Origin of the sequence: Pelobacter seleniigenes DSM 18267 (assembly GCF_000711225.1) — a bacterium.
GTDB classification, from domain to species: Bacteria; Desulfobacterota; Desulfuromonadia; order Desulfuromonadales; family Geopsychrobacteraceae; genus Seleniibacterium; species Seleniibacterium seleniigenes.
Window position 1 is genome coordinate 1,638,900 of the sequence record NZ_JOMG01000002.1, and the last position, 19,399, is coordinate 1,658,298.

20 protein-coding genes are annotated in these 19,399 nt (G+C 56.6%); 10 read left to right on the forward strand and 10 right to left on the reverse strand.

Annotated features, from left to right (window positions below; all coding sequences use genetic code 11):
* Position 1: 1 nt before the first annotated feature.
* From N909_RS0110220 to N909_RS0110235, 4 genes are read right to left on the reverse strand one after another with little or no spacing between them, the layout of a single operon-like run.
* A complete protein-coding gene (locus N909_RS0110220; RefSeq protein ID WP_029914650.1) occupies positions 2-625 on the reverse strand; it encodes an NADH:ubiquinone reductase (Na(+)-transporting) subunit D in 624 nt (207 codons plus the stop codon).
* Entirely contained in the window at positions 622-1,398 is a 777-nt protein-coding gene (locus N909_RS0110225; RefSeq protein WP_029914652.1) for a Na(+)-translocating NADH-quinone reductase subunit C, read from the reverse strand. The genes N909_RS0110220 and N909_RS0110225 overlap by 4 nt, the downstream gene beginning before the upstream one ends.
* Positions 1,385-2,593, reverse strand: a complete 1,209-nt coding sequence (locus N909_RS0110230; protein ID WP_029914654.1) for an NADH:ubiquinone reductase (Na(+)-transporting) subunit B — start codon at positions 2,591-2,593, stop codon at positions 1,385-1,387. The genes N909_RS0110225 and N909_RS0110230 overlap by 14 nt, the downstream gene beginning before the upstream one ends.
* Entirely contained in the window at positions 2,593-3,930 is a 1,338-nt protein-coding gene (locus tag N909_RS0110235; RefSeq protein WP_029914656.1) for a Na(+)-translocating NADH-quinone reductase subunit A, read from the reverse strand. The genes N909_RS0110230 and N909_RS0110235 overlap by 1 nt, the downstream gene beginning before the upstream one ends.
* 373 nt (positions 3,931-4,303) lie before the next feature.
* Here N909_RS0110235 and N909_RS0110240 point away from each other — a divergent pair, with 373 nt between their 5' ends.
* Positions 4,304-4,738, forward strand: coding sequence for a CBS domain-containing protein (locus N909_RS0110240; protein ID WP_029914657.1), 435 nt, complete (start codon positions 4,304-4,306; stop codon positions 4,736-4,738).
* Between the two features lie 82 nt (positions 4,739-4,820).
* On the opposite strand, the gene N909_RS0110250 is transcribed toward N909_RS0110240, so the two are convergent.
* The 3 genes from N909_RS0110250 to N909_RS0110260 are packed head-to-tail and all read right to left on the reverse strand — an operon-like array spanning position 4,821 to position 6,049.
* Entirely contained in the window at positions 4,821-5,363 is a 543-nt protein-coding gene (locus N909_RS0110250; RefSeq protein WP_029914659.1) for a hemerythrin domain-containing protein, read from the reverse strand.
* Between the two features lie 2 nt (positions 5,364-5,365).
* Positions 5,366-5,824 carry a hypothetical protein gene (locus N909_RS0110255; RefSeq protein ID WP_051689670.1) on the reverse strand — a complete coding sequence of 153 codons (459 nt, stop codon included), beginning with the start codon at positions 5,822-5,824 and terminating at the stop codon, positions 5,366-5,368.
* A 3-nt stretch (positions 5,825-5,827) separates the two neighbouring features.
* Entirely contained in the window at positions 5,828-6,049 is a 222-nt protein-coding gene (locus tag N909_RS0110260) for a hypothetical protein (protein WP_029914663.1), read from the reverse strand.
* Positions 6,050-6,274: 225 nt separating this feature from the next.
* Here N909_RS0110260 and N909_RS0110265 point away from each other — a divergent pair, with 225 nt between their 5' ends.
* Positions 6,275-6,619 (forward strand): 4a-hydroxytetrahydrobiopterin dehydratase, encoded by a 345-nt coding sequence (locus N909_RS0110265; protein WP_029914665.1) that lies wholly within the window; start codon positions 6,275-6,277, stop codon positions 6,617-6,619.
* A gap of 309 nt (positions 6,620-6,928) precedes the next feature.
* Here the strand turns inward: N909_RS0110265 and N909_RS0110270 are convergent, their stop codons facing one another.
* Positions 6,929-7,912 carry a serine/threonine protein kinase gene (locus tag N909_RS0110270; RefSeq protein ID WP_029914667.1) on the reverse strand — a complete coding sequence of 328 codons (984 nt, stop codon included), beginning with the start codon at positions 7,910-7,912 and terminating at the stop codon, positions 6,929-6,931.
* Between the two features lie 59 nt (positions 7,913-7,971).
* Positions 7,972-8,592 (reverse strand): LysE/ArgO family amino acid transporter, encoded by a 621-nt coding sequence (locus tag N909_RS0110275; protein ID WP_029914669.1) that lies wholly within the window; start codon positions 8,590-8,592, stop codon positions 7,972-7,974.
* 109 nt (positions 8,593-8,701) lie between these two features.
* Here N909_RS0110275 and N909_RS0110280 point away from each other — a divergent pair, with 109 nt between their 5' ends.
* Together N909_RS0110280 and N909_RS0110285 are read left to right on the forward strand one after the other, a co-directional pair.
* On the forward strand, positions 8,702-9,610 hold the full coding sequence (locus N909_RS0110280) for a LysR family transcriptional regulator ArgP (protein WP_029914671.1): 909 nt from the start codon (positions 8,702-8,704) through the stop codon (positions 9,608-9,610).
* Positions 9,611-9,697: 87 nt separating this feature from the next.
* Entirely contained in the window at positions 9,698-11,044 is a 1,347-nt protein-coding gene (locus N909_RS0110285) for a putative glycoside hydrolase (protein ID WP_063336391.1), read from the forward strand.
* 35 nt (positions 11,045-11,079) lie between these two features.
* Here N909_RS0110285 and N909_RS0110290 read toward each other — a convergent pair whose 3' ends face one another.
* Positions 11,080-11,778 (reverse strand): diacylglycerol kinase, encoded by a 699-nt coding sequence (locus tag N909_RS0110290; protein WP_029914675.1) that lies wholly within the window; start codon positions 11,776-11,778, stop codon positions 11,080-11,082.
* A gap of 142 nt (positions 11,779-11,920) precedes the next feature.
* On the opposite strand from N909_RS0110290, the gene rpsA reads away from it, so the two are divergent.
* The 6 genes from rpsA to N909_RS0110320 all read left to right on the forward strand — a co-directional run bounded on the left by rpsA (position 11,921) and on the right by N909_RS0110320 (position 19,290).
* Positions 11,921-13,120 (forward strand): 30S ribosomal protein S1, encoded by a 1,200-nt coding sequence (gene rpsA, locus N909_RS0110295; RefSeq protein WP_029914677.1) that lies wholly within the window; start codon positions 11,921-11,923, stop codon positions 13,118-13,120.
* A complete protein-coding gene (locus tag N909_RS0110300; protein ID WP_029914679.1) occupies positions 13,117-14,520 on the forward strand; it encodes an MFS transporter in 1,404 nt (467 codons plus the stop codon). Before rpsA ends, N909_RS0110300 begins: the two co-directional genes overlap by 4 nt.
* A gap of 283 nt (positions 14,521-14,803) precedes the next feature.
* Positions 14,804-16,144, forward strand: a complete 1,341-nt coding sequence (locus N909_RS0110305; protein ID WP_029914681.1) for a hypothetical protein — start codon at positions 14,804-14,806, stop codon at positions 16,142-16,144.
* An 11-nt stretch (positions 16,145-16,155) separates the two neighbouring features.
* Entirely contained in the window at positions 16,156-17,379 is a 1,224-nt protein-coding gene (locus N909_RS0110310) for a hypothetical protein (protein WP_029914683.1), read from the forward strand.
* Between the two features lie 4 nt (positions 17,380-17,383).
* Positions 17,384-18,535, forward strand: coding sequence for a hypothetical protein (locus tag N909_RS0110315; RefSeq protein WP_029914685.1), 1,152 nt, complete (start codon positions 17,384-17,386; stop codon positions 18,533-18,535).
* Between the two features lie 41 nt (positions 18,536-18,576).
* The gene (locus tag N909_RS0110320; RefSeq protein WP_029914688.1) at positions 18,577-19,290 is read left to right on the forward strand and encodes a hypothetical protein; all 714 of its coding nucleotides are present in this window, start codon (positions 18,577-18,579) and stop codon (positions 19,288-19,290) included.
* Positions 19,291-19,399 lie beyond the last annotated feature (109 nt).

Consider the following 19,399-nt stretch of genomic DNA (forward strand, 5'->3'; position numbering starts at 1 on the left):
CTTAGTTTTCCTCTTCGATCTGATCGGTTTTCCAGGTCCGCAGCACCCAAATCAGCAGGCCGATGATGAAAAAGGCGCTCGGCGGCAGCAGCATCAGGCCGTTGGGCAGATACCAGCCGCCGTCATTGGTGCTGGGCAGAATGGTAAAGCCGAGCAGTTTGCCGGCCCCAAACAACTCGCGGAGAAAACCCACCAGCAGCAAGACCAGGCTGTAGCCGATACCGTTGCCGATACCGTCGAGCAGACTCAAGCCCGGCGGGTTTTTAATGGCAAAGGCCTCGGCCCGGCCCAGCACGATGCAGTTGGTAATGATCAGCCCGACAAACACCGATAATTGTTTGCTGACGCTGAAGGCATAGGCCTTGAGAAACTGATCGACGATAATGACCAGGGTAGCGATGATGGTGATCTCGACAATGATCCGGATATTACCGGGGATCTGTTTGCGAATCAGGCTGACCGAAAAGTTGGAGCCGGCAACCACAAAGGTAACGGCCAGACACATGACGATGACGGTTTCCAGTTTGGAGGTCACGGCCAGGGCCGAGCAGATACCGAGGATCTGCAGTCCGATCGGATTTTTATTGAACAGGGGATCGAGTAAAACGTCCTTGGCTTTGCTCATGGCTTGACTCCTTCTTTCTTCAACCTTTCCAGAAACGGCAGGTAGCCATTGGCCCCCATCCAGTATTTGAGCAGATGGTCGACGCCGCGCCCGGTCAGGGTTGCGCCAGCCAGACCGTCCGCTTTAAATGCCGCCTGCGGATCGCTTTTATCCACGGTCCCATTGATGACCTGGATCTCCACCTGCTCATCCGGGCCGTAAATCTTTTTACCGCGCCACTGTTTTTTCCAGTTGGGATTATCGATTTCACCGCCCAAGCCGGGGGTCTCGCCATGTTCGTAAAAGCCGAATCCATTGACCGTGTTCAGGTCCCCGGCCAGGGCGATAAAGCCGTACATGGTCGACCACAGCCCTTTGCCATGAACCGGCAAAATCAGCTGTTGCAGCTGCTGATCGTCCATGACCAGATAGACATCCTTGTAGCGCGAACGGGTCTTGATTCCGGCCAGATCTTCATTGCCGGGGATCTGGTAGTTGAGCTTCGGATCCCGGGCCGCGACCCTGGAGTCGAACGTGGCCGGGTCAAAGCGGTCGGTAAATTCGCCGGTTTGCAGATCGACGACACGCGGTTCAATTTTTTTGAACTGCTCATCGATGGGCACCCCGGCCTCGTAAAGATTGGCAGCCTGGAGAATGTTCTTCCGTTTCTCTTCGCTTTTATTCTTTTCCTGCCGAGTGCTCAAACCGACCGCAGCGGCCGACACCAGGATCGAACAGACAATGCAGAGCAGAAACGCGACGATCAGGACCCGGCCGGGACTATCCTTGGACATGCCGCAACCTCCGCTTGATATGAACTTTGAGCACCAGCTGATCAATCAGCGGGGCAAACACATTGCCGAACAGAATGGCCAGCATCATCCCTTCCGGAAAGGCCGGATTGACGACCCGGATCAGTATGCACATGGCCCCGATCAGGAAACCGTAAATCCATTTCCCTTCTTCGGTCATGGCCCCGGAAACCGGGTCGGTGGTCATGAACACCAGGCCGAAGGCAAACCCGCCGAGCACCAGGTGCCACTGCGGTCCGAGGTCGAACATCGGGTTGGTGGTGCTGCCGACGCTATTCAAAAGCAAGACCAGAACACCGGCGCCGAGCAGGGTCGACAACATGATGCGCCAGGAACCGACCCCGGTGATGATCAGCACCGCGGCCCCAAATAGGCAGGCCAGGGTCGAAGTTTCGCCCATGGAGCCCGGCATGGTGCCGAGAAAGGCGTCCAGCCAGGAGATCGTATGGGTGACGGCGGCGACGCCCCCCTCTGCTGCTCGGGCCAGGGCCGTGGCGCCGCTGAAGCCGTCTGCAGCAACCCAGACCTTGTCCCCGGAAATCTGCGCCGGGTAGGCAAAAAACAGGAATGCGCGACCAGCCAGGGCCGGGTTGAGAAAGTTCTTGCCGGTGCCGCCGAAAATTTCTTTGCCGATGACCACCCCGAAAGAGATTCCCAGCGCCACTTGCCAGAGGGGCATGGTCGGCGGGCAGATCAGGGGGAACAGCGACCCGGTGACCAGAAATCCCTCGTTGAGGTCATGGCCGCGAATAAGCGAGAAGAGGGCCTCCCACATGCCGCCGACAATATTGGTGACCAGGTAGATGGGGATAAACCAGCTCGCGCCGAGGAGCAGGTTATCCCAGAACAGCTCCGGGTTGGCGCTGTAGCCGAGCATCCCGAGCAGGGCGCCGCGCCAACCGGAGATGGTGCCGCCGGTGGCCTGCATGGCGCTGTTGACCTGATAGCCGGTATTCCACATGGCCATAAAGAAACAGGGGAGCAGGGCGATCACCACCGTGATCATCACCCTTTTCAGGTCCATGGCATCCCGCACATGGGGTGCGGAACCGGTGACTTCGCCGGGGGTATAGAGGAAGCTGTCTGCAGCTTCGTAAAGCCCGTAGAAGCGTTCGAATTTCCCCCCCTTGGTAAAGTGGGGGTGCAGTTTGTCAAGCATATCGCGTAGTGCTTTCATCATCCCTCTTTTTCTATCTTCTGCAAGGTCTGCCGCAGATGGAAGCCGTAATCGATTTTCCCGGAACAGACAAAGCTGCACAGGGCCAGGTCCTCTTCATCCAGTTCAAGACAGCCGAGGTTTTGCGCCAGGTCGGTATCCAGGGTGAGCAATGCCCGCAGCAACCAGGTGATCTTGGTATTGAGGGGCATGACCTTTTCGAAAGCCCCGATGGGGACCATCGCCCGGATGCTGCCGTGGGTGTTGGTGCCCAGGGCGAGCGGCCGGCGGGGCAATAAGCTTGAGGCGAACAGGCGGTTATTGGAAAAGCGCTTGAAGCCCGGCATCAGCCAGCCCAGGAAATGGCGTTGTCGGTCTTCGCCAAGCACGGAAATCTGGGTGTGATAGCGGCCGAGAAAATCAGTTTCCGCGACGGCCCGATGCCCGGCCAGAACCGAACCGGAAATAATTCGGTTTTCCCCCTCGTTCAGTTCGTTTTTGAGCAGTTCGCTCAGACAGGCCCCCGTCTGCACCCGGAGCAGGCGCGGCTTGCGGACCGCTGGTCCACCCAGGGCAACCAGCCGTTCGGTGAGGATGCGGCCGGTCAAAAACAGGTGACCGATGGCAATGACATCCTGATAGCCAAGATGCCAGACCGTATGTTGCTGATCGACCCGTTCGAGCAGATGAATATGAGTGCCGACCAGTCCCGCCGGATGGCGGCCGGAGAACTCACTGACGCTGATCCCTTCCGGACAGGGGAGCTGGGCTCCAGGGGCCTGGCACAAATGAATCCGTCCTTCAATCAGACGTCTGAGTACGGTCAGCCCGGCCCGGAATTCAGCAGTTTTTTCGGCAATGGCCAGTTGCGGATCCAGGGCCAGCGGGTTGGTATCGAGGGCGGTTACAAACAGGGCGGTGGGTCGCGTCTCCGGTGCCGGGATTTTGCTGAACGGGCGAGTGCGAAAAGCGGTCCATAGTCCTGAATCAAGGAGCTGCTGTTCGATATCCGGAGCCGTGAGCCGGGAAAGGCGGTTGGCCGGGGTTGTGGAAAAGGTTTTTTCGCCACTTCCGCCTGTCGCAATGACCAGCGACTGGAAGGCTCGTCGTTCGCCTCGGTTGATGGCGATAACTTGACCGGCCGCCGGCGCGGTAAAGACCACGCGGGTATTTTTCTTGTCGGTGAACAGCGGCTGACCCAGCATGACCTGGTCCCCTTCAGCCACCTGAAGGGTCGGTTTCATGTCCTGGTAATCGCAACCGAGTAAGGCAACCTGCCTGGGCTGTGGGGCGGTCTCAATCTGCTTGACGGGTTCGCCGCAAAGAGGCAGAGAGAGTCCTTTGCTGATTTTGAACATAACCCTCCTGTGTTATCAACGCATTAAGCGGCTTGAAAATAATATTTCCAACCACTTTGCCATAAAAATAAGGTTGCTGTTAAGTCGTCATGACAATGTTTTTTATCGGCACGGCCCAAAATGGCCGGTTGGTGAAAAGACCATCCTGGGCATTGTTCACGCCCGGTAGAGAAAATTGTACTTTTACAGCTCACAACTATTGATGAGCGAACAGCAGAAAAAATTATAGCAGAGAACCCCGGGCCGGGTCTCCCGGAGAAACCACAAAAGGCGCTATTTAACAAAAGTTACTGAACTGGCGCCAGGTTTGACATAGTTGATTGACCGGGTAAACTTTGACGAAGACCATTTTTCCAAAGGCGGGAGGTGTGTTATGAAAATTGTGAAGGACATTCTTCAGGAGAAGGGCACGGAAGTTCACACCGTCGAGCAGCATGAAAGCGTCTATACGGCTTTGAAAAAGTTGGCCGAAAAGAATATCGGTGCGTTGGTGGTCACGGACGAACATGGGACGGTGGTCGGCCTCATGTCGGAACGGGACTATGCCCGGAAAATCATTCTCAAGGGGATGTCCTCCCTCGACACACCGGTCAACGCCATTATGGAAAAGACCATGTATTTTATCCAGCCGGAAAATACGGTTGAGGAATGCATGGCCCTGGTCACCGAAATCCGTCATCGGCACTTGCCCGTACTCAAGGATGGCGAGTTGCTCGGGCTGGTTTCCATTGGCGACCTGGTCAAGGCAACTATCGAGGAAAAAGAATTTTTGATCAATCAACTGACCAATTACATCAAGTCAGGCTGAAAAAAACAGCGGCTGCCCGGACGAACCCTGTGAGTTTCGGGCAGCCACTTCATCTGCTTCGACATTCTCCTTTTTTATCAGCTCAACCCTGTTGTTCATAATCCAGCACAAGGCGCAGATATTTCGCCTCCGCTTCGGGTGCGCGGGCTGCGGCATAGGCCCGCAACATATCAGCACGGACGGCCTCCGGCAGGACCCGTTCGGCGAGGGGATAGAGGATGCGGTCCTCCTTGTCGATATGGTTACGCAGGAGTTCGGCGTAGCCGCGGGCATTGGCGGCAATTACGGGGATCATCCCGGTCTCGCCGTTCTGTGCTTTTAAAACCGCTGCTTCCATGGCGCGCAGGTAGGCGCGTCCCTGATCGTGTTCCATGAGCATGGCTTCAATGGGCGACTGTTTTTCCGGCATGCCGTTTTTGACCAGTTCGACAAAGAGCACAGCTTCTTCTTTGGCATGGTGAAAGCGATCGGCATAGTTGCGGATGAAGTCGATGGCATCGATGAAAAAGGTCCAGTTCCTGAACCGCCCCTGCTCCATCAAGGCAGTGTTCTTTTCGAGCAGGGTGATCATCCGCAAAATCAGGCAATGCTCGTCGACCATGACTTTGGTTACATCAGTCTTCATCGTCAATTCCTTCTCTGGCCGTCGACACCGATGATGACGACGTTAAGGGGGACATCCCGGCCCGATTTGGCAATCGCCTGCTCGGCGAACATGGCCAGCCCGCGGCAGCAGGGGACTTCCATGATCGTCACCGTAACCGATTGAATGGCGTTGCGGGCAATGATGTCGGTCAGCTTATCAATATAGCTGCTGCTGTCATCCAGCTTGGGGCAGGCATTGACCAGCACCCGCCCCTTGATGAAGTCGCGGTGAAATTCGGCATAGGCGAAGGGAACGCAGTCGGCCGCGATCAGCAGGTGCGCATGATCCAGGTAGGGTGCGGTCGGCGGAACCAGTTGCAATTGGGTCGGCCATTGGCGCAGCTCCGAAACCAGCCGCTCTGACGAAGTGTTGTCATTCTGCTCAATATTCTTTAGGGTCCGGACCTGAGTTCCGGGACATCCACAGGCAAGATCAGCCATTGTTCAAACTCCTTTATTGGTTAAATAGGTGTTGATTTCCCGTTCTATTTTTTGTTCCACCTCAGCCCCCAGGGCGTGGATGCTGACCACGTCATTGACCAGGCAAATTCCGACGCCGCACGTCACGCAACCGATATCGTGTTGATTGAGGATGGCGCCGATCTGTGGGTGGTCGGCAATAACCTTGTTAATCGGCTGAGCGCCGATTGCTGCTGGCAGATTCATGCTGGCTCTCCTTTTGCTTGGTGTTGATGGGCCAACCATAACCGAGACTGAGGAGGAAAAACTTGACCTGGGTCAAATTAAGACAAAAAAAGTAATTTATTCTCGAGATAGGCATCTTCCCCTCCCAGCAGGCCTGCTTTATACTGGACTTGCAGCAAATAACCGGAGCGGTAGTGACTTAACCTGTTGCGGGGCGTTCAGCAGCGGCCCGGGAAAGGAGGCGGAATGGCAAATCTGGCTAAACAACAATGTGCCCCTTGCCGGGAAGGCACCGCGCCGTTAAGCGAAGAAAAGATTTATTCCTTACTGATGGAGATTCCCGAGTGGCGGGTGGTTGACGATAAAGGGGTGGTTTGTTTAAGCCGGGTTTTCCATTTCAATGATTTTCGTCAGGCGCTGGCCTTCAGTCATCAAGTCGGTGAATTGGCGGAAACTGAGCAGCATCACCCACAACTGATCACCGAATGGGGGAAGGTGACGGTGAAGTGGTGGACTCACAAGATTCGCGGCCTGCATGAAAACGACTTCGTCATGGCCGCAAAAACCTCTGCCCTGTTCGCCGAGCGGTGATCTCGCGGGCGGAATATATTCCCTTGCCGTTGCTCAGCCAGTCTTTCCTTTCCCTGGCAGGCTTCTTCTCGGAAACGTAGCTAATCTCCGTTTGCCGCCGTCTTAACCGGTCTTCTATCCTTTGGGAAGAGGACATCTTCCGTCGCCAGTGAACTTCGGTGCTTGACGAATCGGTTGTCCTGCCCTGTGTCAAGACGGCTGAGAGCGCCGTTAAGGAGCTGGTCGCGGAAAAGATCTGCATTCTGCAAGGTTGATATGTGGACTGTGCGGTGTCGTCTGCACCTTTAGCAGGCGGTTTTGGAGCGTTTGCTAAAGATGCAGCGGTTCTTCCTGCAGCGATGCCAGCTGTTCCCGAAGTTCGAGAATATGCTCGCCCCAGTATTGAATACTGTTGAACCAGGGGAAGGTGCGGGGAAAAGCCGGATCGTCCCAGCGCCGCGCCAGCCAGGCACTGTAGTTGAGCATACGCAGGGTGCGCAGGGACTCGATCAGCTGCAGCTCGGCCGGATTGAAATCAAAAAACTGGCAGTAGCCGTTAAGAATCTTGTCCAGTTGCTGGCGCTGCCGATCGATCGTTCCGGACAGCAGCATCCATATATCCTGAATGGCCGGGGCCATCCGAGCATCGTCAAAATCGACAAAGTGGGGCGCGTCGTCACGCCACAGCATGTTGCCGCTGTGGCAGTCGCCGTGGACCCGAATCGACCGGGGAGAGACGCTGGCAAAGCGTTGTTCGATGATCCGCAACAGGTCGTGGGTCAGGGAGCGGTAGGCTTCGCTGTATTCCCGGGGGATGAACTGGTCGGCAATAAAGTCGGCCGAGTCATGACCGAAGCTCTGCGGGGTCAGGACCGGCCGGTATTTGAATGGTTTGCTGGCGCCCAGGGCATGGATGCGGCCGAGCAAACGGCCGATCACCTGCAGATGTTCGAGATTGTCAAGTTCCGGGGAATGACCGCCCTTGCGCGGCGAGACGCTGAAGTAAAAACCGCGAAACCGATGCAATGCCGCACCGGCTGCGTCCTTCAGCGGCGCGACCACCGGAAGTTCATGAGCGGCGAGTTCAAAGGTGAACTGCTGCTCCTCGGTCAGTTGGGCCTTGTTCCAACGCCCGGGGCGGTAAAACTTGACGATCAGCGGAGACCCTGTCTCGATGCCGACCTGGTAGACCCGGTTTTCGTAACTGTTAAGAGTCAGAATGCGATAATCACAACGATAACCCAGCGATTCGACCGCATCCATGATGAAGTCCGGGGTCAATTTGTCAAACGGGTGAGTGGCTGTATTACTCATGGTATCCTCGCAAGGTTAATCTGCAAGTCTACTCGGCCAATCCCCCCAAGTAAAGCTTTTCAGCCGGAAAGTTGCCGCAGCTGCGGCCAGAGCAACGACAGGGCAATACTCCACATCATCAGGCAGACCAGCCCGTCCAGGCAACGCCAGGCCAGACGGCTGCGAAACAGCGGTGCGAGCAGTCCGGCCCCCAGGCTGAGGCTGAAGAACCAGAGCACGGAGGCGGTCATGGCGCCGCCGGCAAACTGCAGGCGTTCTGCTGCGGCCAATTGTCCGCTGATTCCGCCGATGAGGATGATGGTATCGATATAGACATGCGGATTGAGCAGGGTCAGGGCCAGGGTCATGAGGAGCATTTTCCGCCTTGAGGTAATGACCAGGGCGCTGTCCTCCAACCGGCCCCCGCGAAGCGCGGAGCAGAACGAGCGGCTACCGTACCAGAGCAGGAACAGGGCGCCGAGCCAACTGGCCAGGCGGGTCAAAAGGCCGCTGGCGGCAATCAGCCGGCCGATGCCGCTGACCCCGGCCAGAATCAGCACGGCATCACAGAGGCTGCAGATCACAGCGGTCTGCAGTGCATAGTTGCGCCTGATGCCTTGGGACAGAACAAAGGCGTTTTGGGCGCCGATGGCAATAATCAGCCCGCCGCCGATGGCAATGCCCTGTAAATATGGCCACATACTGGTCCTCCGTGGTGATGAAAACGGTTGCTTGAAGAGGCTAAGCCGGCTTGGGGTAAAAGTAAAATTAATTATTTTCTGATATCATCAGATTTGCTAATGTTTACAGATGATCGATTACAAACTTTTGCAGGCTCTGGCCAAAGTGGTTGAAGAAGGCGGTTTTGAACGGGCCGCTCGCGTCCTTTATCTGACCCAGTCGGCGATCTCCCAGCGGGTTCGCCAACTCGAGGACAGTTGCGGTCAGGTGTTGCTGACCCGGACCAATCCGCCGCAACCGACTGCGGCCGGTCGCACTCTGCTCAAGCACTATCAGCAGGTCAGGATGCTGGAGGACGGCCTGGCCCTGGAGCTGACCGCGACCTCCCTGGAGCGGCCCCAATCCCTCAGTATTGGGATTAACGCCGACAGTTTGGCATTCTGGTTTGTCGCTGCGGCTGCGCCGGTACTGCAGACGATGAATCTGTTACTCGACCTGCGGGTTGCCGATCAGGAGCAGACCCATCGCTATCTGCGTGATGGGGAGGTGGTCGGCTGCGTCAGCAATGAGCCGCGCCCCATGCAAGGTTGCCGGGTGGATGCTTTGGGCGGCATGCGTTACCGCTTGCTCGCGACACCGGAATTCTGCCGACGCTGGTTCCCTGCCGGATTGAGTAAGGCCGCCCTGGAACAGGCGCCAGCGGTCATTTTTAACCGTAACGATCACCTGCAGCAGAGCTTTGTTGAGCGCTATTTTTCCAGTGAGCCGATCAATTTCGCCGCCCACTATATTCCTGCTCCGGAACAGTTTCTCCAGGTCATTGCCGCCGGCTACTGTTACGGCATGGTCCCCGACTGGCAGGCTGGAAAACTGTTGCAGGAAGGGACCTTACAGGAGGTCATCCCCGCTGCGACCCTGACCATCGAACTCTACTGGCATTGCTGGAATCTGACCACCGAACCCCTGCAGCAACTGAGCACCCAGCTGGTCAGCGGGGCGCGGCGCCTGCTGGAACAAGAGAAAGAGCCCCTGTTTTAAAATTAGCTATTTATTATTTAAAAGGAATAATTTAAGCTGGTCTTCATCATCAAGACGATTTTGCAAGCGATGATGAAGGACTCAAATGTGAAGTGGATCAGCTGGTTGATTGTTGTTGCTGTGCTTTGCTGGAGCGGTCCGGCAAGCGCCGAGGTTGAACATGTTTTCGGAACCGTTGCGGATGCGGTGAGCGGTGAACCCCTGGCCGATGTGCGCATCTGGGCTGATGATGACAGTCAGCTCAGCGCGGCGGATGGTGGCTTCAGTCTTGCCACCATGGCCACCCACCTGATTGTCCGCAAACCCGGCTACCTGCCGCAAAAAGTTCCTGTCTCCTTTCCATTGCACCTGACTTTGCAGCCGATCACCCCCAAAGCCCTGTATCTGTCCTACTGGGCAGCGGCCAGTCAGGATCTGCGTAACCACCTGTTGCAGTTGCTTGCCGATACCGGAATGAACGCGCTGGTGATCGACCTGAAATCCTCTCGCGGGGATATTGCTTTCCGCACCGACATGCCCTTGACCGTCGAGGTCGGTGCGCAGCGCTCGCGGACCCTCAAAGACCTGCCGGACTTGCTGGCCGAGCTCAAGGAGCGTGGCATCTATACCATCGCCCGGATTGTGGTGTTCAAGGACAACCGGCTGGCCAAAGGTCGGCCGGAGCTGGCGGTGCGAACGGAAGCCGGCAGCGTCTGGGAGGACCGGGAAAAAATGTCCTGGTGCGATCCGTTCCGGGAAGAGGTCTGGGATTACAATATCGCCCTGGCCGAAGAGGCGGCGCGCCTCGGATTTGATGAGATCCAGTTCGATTATATCCGCTTCCCGGCCAAATCCGATCTGCTCTTTTCCCGTGAAAACACCGGTGACAACCGGGTTGCCGCCATCAACGGTTTTCTGGCCCGGGCTCAGCAGCGCCTGGCTGCTTATCCGGTGATGACCTCGGCGAATATTTTCGGTTATATCTGCTGGAAGCCCAAGGATCAGAAAATCGGCCAGCGCCTGGCCGATCTGGCCGAATATGTCGATTACCTGTCGCCCATGCTCTACCCCTCCGGGTTTCCCCACGGGATCCCCGGTTATCGGAATCCTGTGGCCAATTCCTATGCCGTGATTGCCGATTCCCTTCGCAAGGCTGCGTTGTTGACCGGTCTGGCGCCCCAGCGCTTTCGCCCCTGGCTGCAGGCGTTTCGTGATTACGCTTTTGATCACCGTTCCTTCACGGCTGCAGAAATCAATGCCCAGATCAACGCCAGTAACGCCGGCGGTAGCCACGGCTGGATGCTCTGGAACGCGGCCAGCCGTTACACCCAGGCCGGGCTGCAGCAGGTGATCCCCTACGGCGAGCTGAATCTGGTCGATGCCAGCCCCAAAGCCGGGGACAGCACCGTGTTGAGCCGCTCGGAAAGCAAACCTCAGGCGCTGCCAACCATGTAAAAGAGGTTTATTACGCCGGGGAGCCGGACCCTTCTTCAGGCGAAGAGCAGATAGCTGAGCAGGGTGACGACGGTGCCGAGCAAGGCACCGAGGAAGACTTCGCGCGGGGAATGGATTCTCATCAGCAGTCGACTCTGGCTGACCAGAACCGCCAGCAGCAGGACCAGCAGGCCGATCAGGAAATTGCCGCCGAACAGCAGGGCCGAGGTGGCAATGGAAAAGGCCACCGCAGCATGACCGCTCGGCATCCCGCCATGGAGTGGGCGGCCGTGGCCGAAGCGCGCTTTGAGCAGGACCACCAGGATAATGACCATCAGCAGGGCAGCCACCGGGATGGTCCCTTGGGGCTCCTTGCCAAGGGTCGGCTCGCTGTCGAAGAGTGGGAAAATGTGTCCGGACAGGACCAGATAGCCGAGGACCATCGCGCCGACGCTGGTGACCAGGACCGCCCCGGCAGCGACATCCTTGGCCAGTTTGGCCAGCTCGTGGTATTCGGTAGTGACCAGGTCAACCACCGCTTCGATGGCGGTGTTCATCAGTTCGGCAAAGATCACCAGCACGGCGGCCAGCACCAGCAGGAAGAATTCCAGGGCGGAAATCTTGAAAAACAGGGCCAGAAAGAGTACGGCCAGGGCGGCACAGAAGTGATAGCGGATATGCCGCTCACTGCGGGCCGCCCAGAGAATTCCCTCAATCGCGCAATTCAGGCTTTCCAGCCAGCTGGTCGGTTTCATCGGCCGATCCTTATCGGAAATCTTACGCATTTCCCCAAAGATAGCACCTCTTTACCGAAAAACAAAATTCAATTCCTGCATTTACTCCGGCTGCAAAAAGGGCTAATCTTTCTTCTTTCGTGAGCAAACAAAGGATGGTGCCATGAGCGACGATTATCAAAATGATGACATGAATGAAGATAACGAAGATTTTGCCGCTATGTTCGAGGCCAGCCTGAGCGGTGTTGGTCAGCAGCTCGAGCCGGGGCAGAAGATCGAAGCGACCCTGCTGCAGCTTGGTAAGGACTGGAGCTTTCTCGATGTCGGCCAGAAGGGGGAAGGGGTGCTGGCCACGGCGGAGCTGTTGAACGCTGATGGTGAGCCGCAGTATGCAGTCGGCGACCGGATTGCGGTCTTCTTCCTGTCAAGAAGCGGCGGCGAATTGCGCTTTACCACCAAGGTCGGTGGTAGCGGCTCGGGAACGGAGCAGCTGGAAAATGCCTTTCAGGGCGGGATCCCGGTGGAAGGGAAGATCGAAAAAGAGATCAAGGGCGGTTTTGAGGTCAAGCTGGCCGGCAATATCCGGGCTTTCTGCCCGTTTTCCCAATCCGGAATGCGCAAGGGGGAGCCGGCCGACCTGATCGGAGCAACCCTCTCCTTCAAGATCACCCAGTTCAGCGAACGTGGCCGGAATATCGTCGTTTCCCATCGGGTTCTGCAGGACGAGGAGCGGCAGCAGCAGCGTGCCAGCTTGCGGGAGACCCTCAAAGAGGGGATGGTGGTGCGCGGGGAAGTCACCAATATCCTTGATTTTGGCGCTTTTGTCGATATCGGTGGGATCGAAGGTCTGCTGCCGATTTCCGAAATCAGCTATGGCCGGGTAGAGGATGTTAACGAAATTTTGCGCATCGGTCAGGAACTGGAGGTCGCGGTCAAGAAAATCGACTGGGACAAAAACAAATTTTCCTTCAGTCTGCGCGATACCCAGGCCGATCCGTGGAACAAGGTCGGATCCCTGTATCGGGTTGGTGGCCAGTACCCGGGTAAGGTCAGCCGGCTCGCCCAGTTCGGGGCGTTTGTGACTTTGGAAGACGGCATCGACGGGTTGCTGCATATTTCCAAGCTCGGGGAAGGGCAGCGCATTCGGCATCCCCAGGATGTGCTCAAGGTCGGTCAGGCGCTGACCGTCACCGTTGAAAAGATCGATCAGGAGGAACGGCGGATTTCACTGGCTCTGGGCGGGAAACAGGACGAGCTTGAAGAAACCAGCTATCAGGATCAGCCTGCAAGCAGTGGGATGGGAACCTTTGCCGACCTGCTGAAAGCGAGTCAGCAGAAAAAAACGGGTAAGAAGCGGAAATGAATCAGGAAGAGGAGTCTTCGCGGACAGCGATCCTGTTTGCGGTCTGCGTGGCCCAGTTTCTGATGCCGTTCATGATGTCGTCGGTGGGGGTTGCCCTGCCGGTCATGGGCCGGGAATTCTCCGCAACCGCCATGCAACTGGGGATGGTCGAAACCACCTATGTCCTGTCGTCGGCTATTTTTCTGTTGGCCATGGGCCGGTTCGGCGATATCCACGGGCGGCGCAGGGTGTTCCAGGTCGGCCTGGTGATTTTCGCCATTACCGGCGGGGCCATTTCCCAGGCCTGGTCGGTGGAGGCGGTCATTGTCATGCGCTTTCTGCAGGGGATCGGCGGGGCCATGGTCATGGCGACGACCATGGCGATCATCGTCGCGGTGTTCCCGGAGCAGGAGCGTGGCAAAGCCTTGGGAATCGCCGTTGCCAGCGTTTATGCCGGGATTTCCTGCGGACCTTTTATCGGCGGCCATCTGGTGGCCTGGTTCGGTTGGCGCTCCCTGTTTTATCTGGTCATCCCTCTTGGCTTGCTGACCTGGTTGCTGACGCGTCTTAAAATCAAGGAGGAATGGGCGCCGGCCCAGGGGGAACCCTTCGACTGGTGGGGCGCCGGGGCCTACGGCCTGGCCGTTATCCTGCTGGTGGTCGGGGTCGCCAACCTGAGTCGGGGCTGGTGGGCCTGGCTGCTGGTGATTCTCGCCAATGTGGGGTTCGCCCTGTTTCTGACCATCGAGACGCGCAGCCGCTACCCGCTGCTGAATGTCAAACTGTTTACCGAAAATTACATCTTTGCCCTGAGTAATCTGGCCGCCCTGTTCAATTATGCCGCAACCTTCGGGGTGACCTTTTTTCTCAGCCTCTATCTGCAGTATGTCAAAGGGATGGGGCCGGAGCATGCCGGCACCATCCTGATCATCCAGCCCATCGTGCAGACGCTGTTTTCCCCTTTGTGCGGGCGTCTTTCCGACAAGTTGCCGGCGTCGTTGCTGGCCACCGTGGGCATGTCTTTCTGTGCCCTGGGCCTGGCGGTCGCCGCCAACCTGTCGAGTTCCTCGTCCCTGACCATGGTCCTGACCCTGCTGGTGTTCATGGGACTTGGTTTTGCTCTGTTCTCTTCGCCCAATGTCAACATGATCATGAGCAGTGTCGCGCCGCGCTACCTGGGGATTGCTTCAGGCCTTAATGCCAGTATGCGCACCCTGGGCATGGTTTCGAGCATGACGGTCATTACCCTGATTTTCTCCTTCCTGATGCACGGTCAACCGGTAACGGCACAAACCCAGCCCGATTTTCTGAAAAGTATGCATGTTGCCTTGCTGGTATTCAGTGGCCTGTGCATCATCGGGATCGGCTGTTCACTGGGCCGGCTGCAGCGCAAAAAAACGCCAACCGGCCGGAACCACTAGGCGGCGGGCAAGGTTTTTTCTCGATCTCTATCTTCTTGATAAATAATTCTTTTTTATCCCCTTCTTGCCAGAAACGCCTGCTGCAACCCAGGCTTGGTTTATGTTCTTGCGCCGATTAACGATCAATTAACGGTGCCGTGTTACCTTCCTTTAAAATTAATTATCACACATTGATATCGGTAAATTTAAGACAGCTGTAACGATCGCGATAGTTGCCGGTATGCAGAGGCGGTGCAGACCGCTGCCATTTTCAATTTAACCGGGATTCGAAAGGAAAGAAGCGATGGCCGATTATAGTCGGAGGGATTTCATCCGCTTGTCCAGCTGTGCCCTGGGGGGAGTCATCCTGGCTGGATGCGGGTCTAGCAATAGCGGATCAGGGGGCGGTGTCAGCACCCCCAACGGATATTACTTTTACCGTTTGAAGACCGCAGGCGAACAGGCCGGGACCGGTTCTCGCGCCCTTGCGGTCTACGAATTCGGTTCATCCGTGCATTTCAGCAAGGATGGCATCGTCACCTTCGACGCCCTGGACGTGGACGGCAACCAGGCGCTGTTTCAGTTTGATGTCGACTTCAGTGGCAGCAAGCCACGGATTTCCCAGGAACTGACCGCGTTGTTGAGTGGCGATATTCTAGCCGATGGTCGGGTGGTCAAAAAGTTTGTCGCCCACGACGTCAATGCCGACGGCAACATTGCCGCAGTGATTCAACCGTCCAACAACAGTGAACAGCATTATGGCAGCGGCCTTTATCTCAATACCGCCCGTAGCGGGTTTGAGCGGATTCTCGGGGTCGGTGATGTGTTTCACAATGATCGGTATGAATCGACTGGCATCATCGGCGACGTCAGTCTACGCGACGGCAACAGCCTGTTATTCGCCGCCAGCCATTTGACCGGGAGCGCTCCTCAGTCGAGTATCTTTCACCTGCCGGGAGGTTTGCTCGCCAATTCGAACCTGGTGATGAGTACCGGTGATTATGTCAATAGCAGCGATGAGCAATTCACCGGCTTCGGCATTCTCGATCACCTGGCTGACGGCTATTTCTCGGTGACCGCGTCGCATCGGCTGAGTGATTATCTCAGCGCCAATCAAGCAGGCGGCGACGGTTCCGTCAATAGCCTGCTGAGCGGGCATCTGGCCAACCCTGACGATCATCTGCTCCTTTCAGCCGGGGAAAATATGCTCAATTCGATCCATACCGCAAGTGTTCACTATGGCCCCAGGGTTGCTCCGGACGGAACGGTTTACAGCAAAATCGCCGATCCCGACCGGGAATCGCTGATCGCCGACGACGTGGTCATCAAAACCACCGATGAGGTGACATTCCGGGGGGACAAGATTGATTCCTTCACCCCTGGCTGTGTCAGTCCGGACGGGGTCTTCTATTACAGTGAATATTCTGATACGCGCGACGGGTTGTATACGGATCTGTATGCCTATGACGGTGAGAATCACCGCCTTATCCTGTCCACCGGAGATACTCTTTCCGATGGTGGTTCGCCCGTGAAACATATCCTGTTTTCGACCACGACCAACCATATCGATGCCGACGGCAGGCTGGTATTTGTCTGTGAATTCGCAGACAAATCTTCGGCAGTTGTTGTCGGAATGCCAGTCTAAGGGGGATCGCCATGGCTCAGTATGCAATAGCAAAGACCAAAATCGCGACCGGTGAAACCGCCAATATTGCCGATGATAATGCCATTCCGATTTACCAGGATTTTCATTTTCCCAAGGACTGGTCAAAGGCCTTTGATTTCGATTTTTTCAACAGCGAAAAGAATGTTTCCGTTTCCATTCTGCATGGCAAGATTGTGACCGATGCCCAACTCAGCGTTGCATTGGGGCTGGCCGGACCAAGCTGGGCCGGAACTATGGAAATGGAGGGGGATGTCGATGGTGACACCATGCAGTTGGATGTTACGACCGATAATTTCGTTTCCGGAATGCTCGTCGGTGCCGGGGTCGACTTCACCTTTAACCTGGGTATTCAGCTGAAAAGGGAAACCTTCGAGTTCGAATGGCGGCATCCATTGTCGGCGCACTGGCAGATGGAGTGGCACGAAATCTTCAACGAAAACTCGGTGACCCAGGTTGATATGCTGACCATGCTCTATAATCTGGCCAAAAAAGTCGTCAGCCTGGGCAAGTTTGTGCCCGGTTTATCCAAAGTGCTGAAGGTGTTGCCGGATATCGATCTTCCCATTCCCCGCGCCTATAACCAGGGGATAGCTGATCATATCAGTAGCAGCGCGTTATTTCCGGGCGGTCTGGAGTTTCCCACCCTGATTGAAGGGTCCTGGGACTTGGTTCAGATCGCGGAAGCCGTCGGTGGGACAGCGGTTGAAGTCGCCCAGCCGGAGACGACTCCCTTTATTGAATTGACGTTGAAATTAAACAAGGTGTTGAAAGGCTTTATCAAGCCGAGCGTGGAGACCGGTCCGCTCATGGGAGTTAAATTCATTACTTTTTTGCGGATATCCGGGATCAATGCCTATTGGGGTTCGGAGAAGTATGAATTGACCGATGTCAGCCAGGAGGGCAGCGGTATCTCGGCCCACCTGCCCGCAGCGGCACAATCGAAAACCACCGCGCCGAACCGCTTGGGCGTCGAGTTTGATCACCGCCCGGCCATCGAATTCGATCTCGGCTGGTACGCCAAAGTCAGCTGGCTGAAAATTTTCTCTCTCAGCAAGCATGAACGCATCGGTGCCGGCGATATCTGGTCCGGGTTTACCACCCCCATCGGCCTGGCCTATACCCATGAACTCAGCAATACCCTGGGGAGTACCTCGGTCGCCGATATCGAGGTCACCATGGTCGGCGATGGTGGCTGGCTGATTCAGGAGGGTTGAGGCCATGGCTGTGAACCTGTCTTCCCTGACGGAGCTGGCGGACCATCTGGAGAGCAAACAGGCAAAGTTAAGGGTGGCTGTGTTGCAGGCGCTCTGCCAGCAGACCGCGGAACTCTGCCGCATGGGAAAAAAGCTTCATCCGCAGCTGATTGCTCTGCTCCATGAGCATTACCGAAAGGCGCCGACGACGGCGGAGCTGAAGCTGTGTACCTCCATGATCCTGCAAAGCCATGAGCCCATAAAACTGAAGGTCGCCGAGGAACAGTTTCTCAGTTGCGAGGAGCAAGCCATCCTGGTCCTCTGTGCCGAGGTCCTGGCCGGGTTGCCCGTAGCGCAGCGGGTGGCATTGCTGACGCCGGTCCTGATGGGGCAGGATCGTTTGGTTCGGCAACGCCTGGCGGCCAATCTGCTCAGCGATTGTCAGTCCATGCTGGCTGCGGATGTTCTGTTGCGGGTCGCTATCCTGTCCGATCACCACGTGCCGCTGCCGCTGCCAAGCGTGGCCAACCTTAAATTATGGAGCAAAGAGCTGGCCGGCCCCTATCGGCTCAATGTCCGGCGCATTCTTGGTCGTCAGGGGGAGGCCGTACTTCGGCTGTTCCTGGAAAACTGGGCCGAACTTACCGCTGCTGACGCCCTCTGGGTGCTCGATCGACTGCTGCGCGGCAATGCATTGCCGGAAAAAAATATCCTGCTGGATATCCTCTCCCGCAGCAATGATGGGCCGTTATTGCGAAAAGCTCTCAGTGGCCTGGCTTTTTTCGCCCTGACTCCGGCGGACGAGAAGGTTATTGCGGCCCTCTATCCGCATCGCGATCCCCTGGTCGGGGCGGCCGCGCTGCTGATCGGGCAGGCTGAACTGCCCTGGGAACATTGGCTTGCTCCGGATGTCGACGACCGGCTGCGCGGAGCTGTCCTGCAGCGGATCGCCCGGCAGCGTTTTCTTTCGAGTCTGCCGTTTCTGGATCCGCTGCTGGGAGCGGGCAATTGGAAAATCAGGTCGCGAGTCGGCGAGGCGCTGGCTGCTTTAGCCCCGGCGTCCCTGCCACTCTTGCAAGCTCATCTGCATGGCGCTGAGGGAGCAGCAAAAGTGACCGCAGCGCAGACCCTGCAGCGCTTGGGACAAGAACAAATGCTGCTGCAGGCGCTGTCCTGAGCAGTTGACAACCGGCATTTACTGAAAAGGGAGAACCCGCTATGAAAAAATGGCTGAGCATTGTTTTGGGGATGAGTTTTGTCGTGTTGATGTCCGTTTCCGCCGGTGCCGGATTATTTAGTGATACGCTTTCCGGTTTTGCCGAGAAGGTTTTTTCCATGGCTGCCGGAGTGGATTCGGTATTTGAAGACAGCCAGCGCATGGCCAATCTGAACGTGTCCCAGGATGGTGACGGCTATTATGTGTTCGGTAAACACGCCAGCGGTGGTCGCCATTGGAACCGCATGAACTTCTGGTATCCGGAAAAATCATACAACCATGAGATGACCACCAGCCTGGAAGCTGAGCACATCAGCCTGGAGCAGCTCATCGCCGATCTGCAACAGGAAAAAGATGAGAATGGCGATATCGAGATCGCTTTCTGGTGGGATCATCAGGATGCCATGCTGACGGACTGCCTGCGTGAGTTTGTCAGCGCTGTCGGCACCGAAAACTTTGCCATTTCCTTGGTCTACAGCACCTCGACCCACAACATTTCTTTTTATGTCAACGTCGCTTCAGATGCTTCTTACCAGACCATTCACAGCACCCGGCTGATCAGGGTGCTGAAGGACAATATCCGCCGGGTCCTCGCCGCCGACCCGGACGCCTACCCCAAGCAGGGGGCTGAGATAACCGATCATTTCACGGTGTCGTGGGGCAAGCCATTGCTGGTGGCATACCTGCTTGGGACCGGAGATCTTTATTTTCACTGAGCCGGGGCGGAGGGCTTTTTTATAAGCAAGGTCCTCAGCCGTTTTTGGTCGGGCCGTTAGAGGCCTGGGGAGTGGAGTTGCACCTGCTACAGGTGTTCAATCCGGAGCG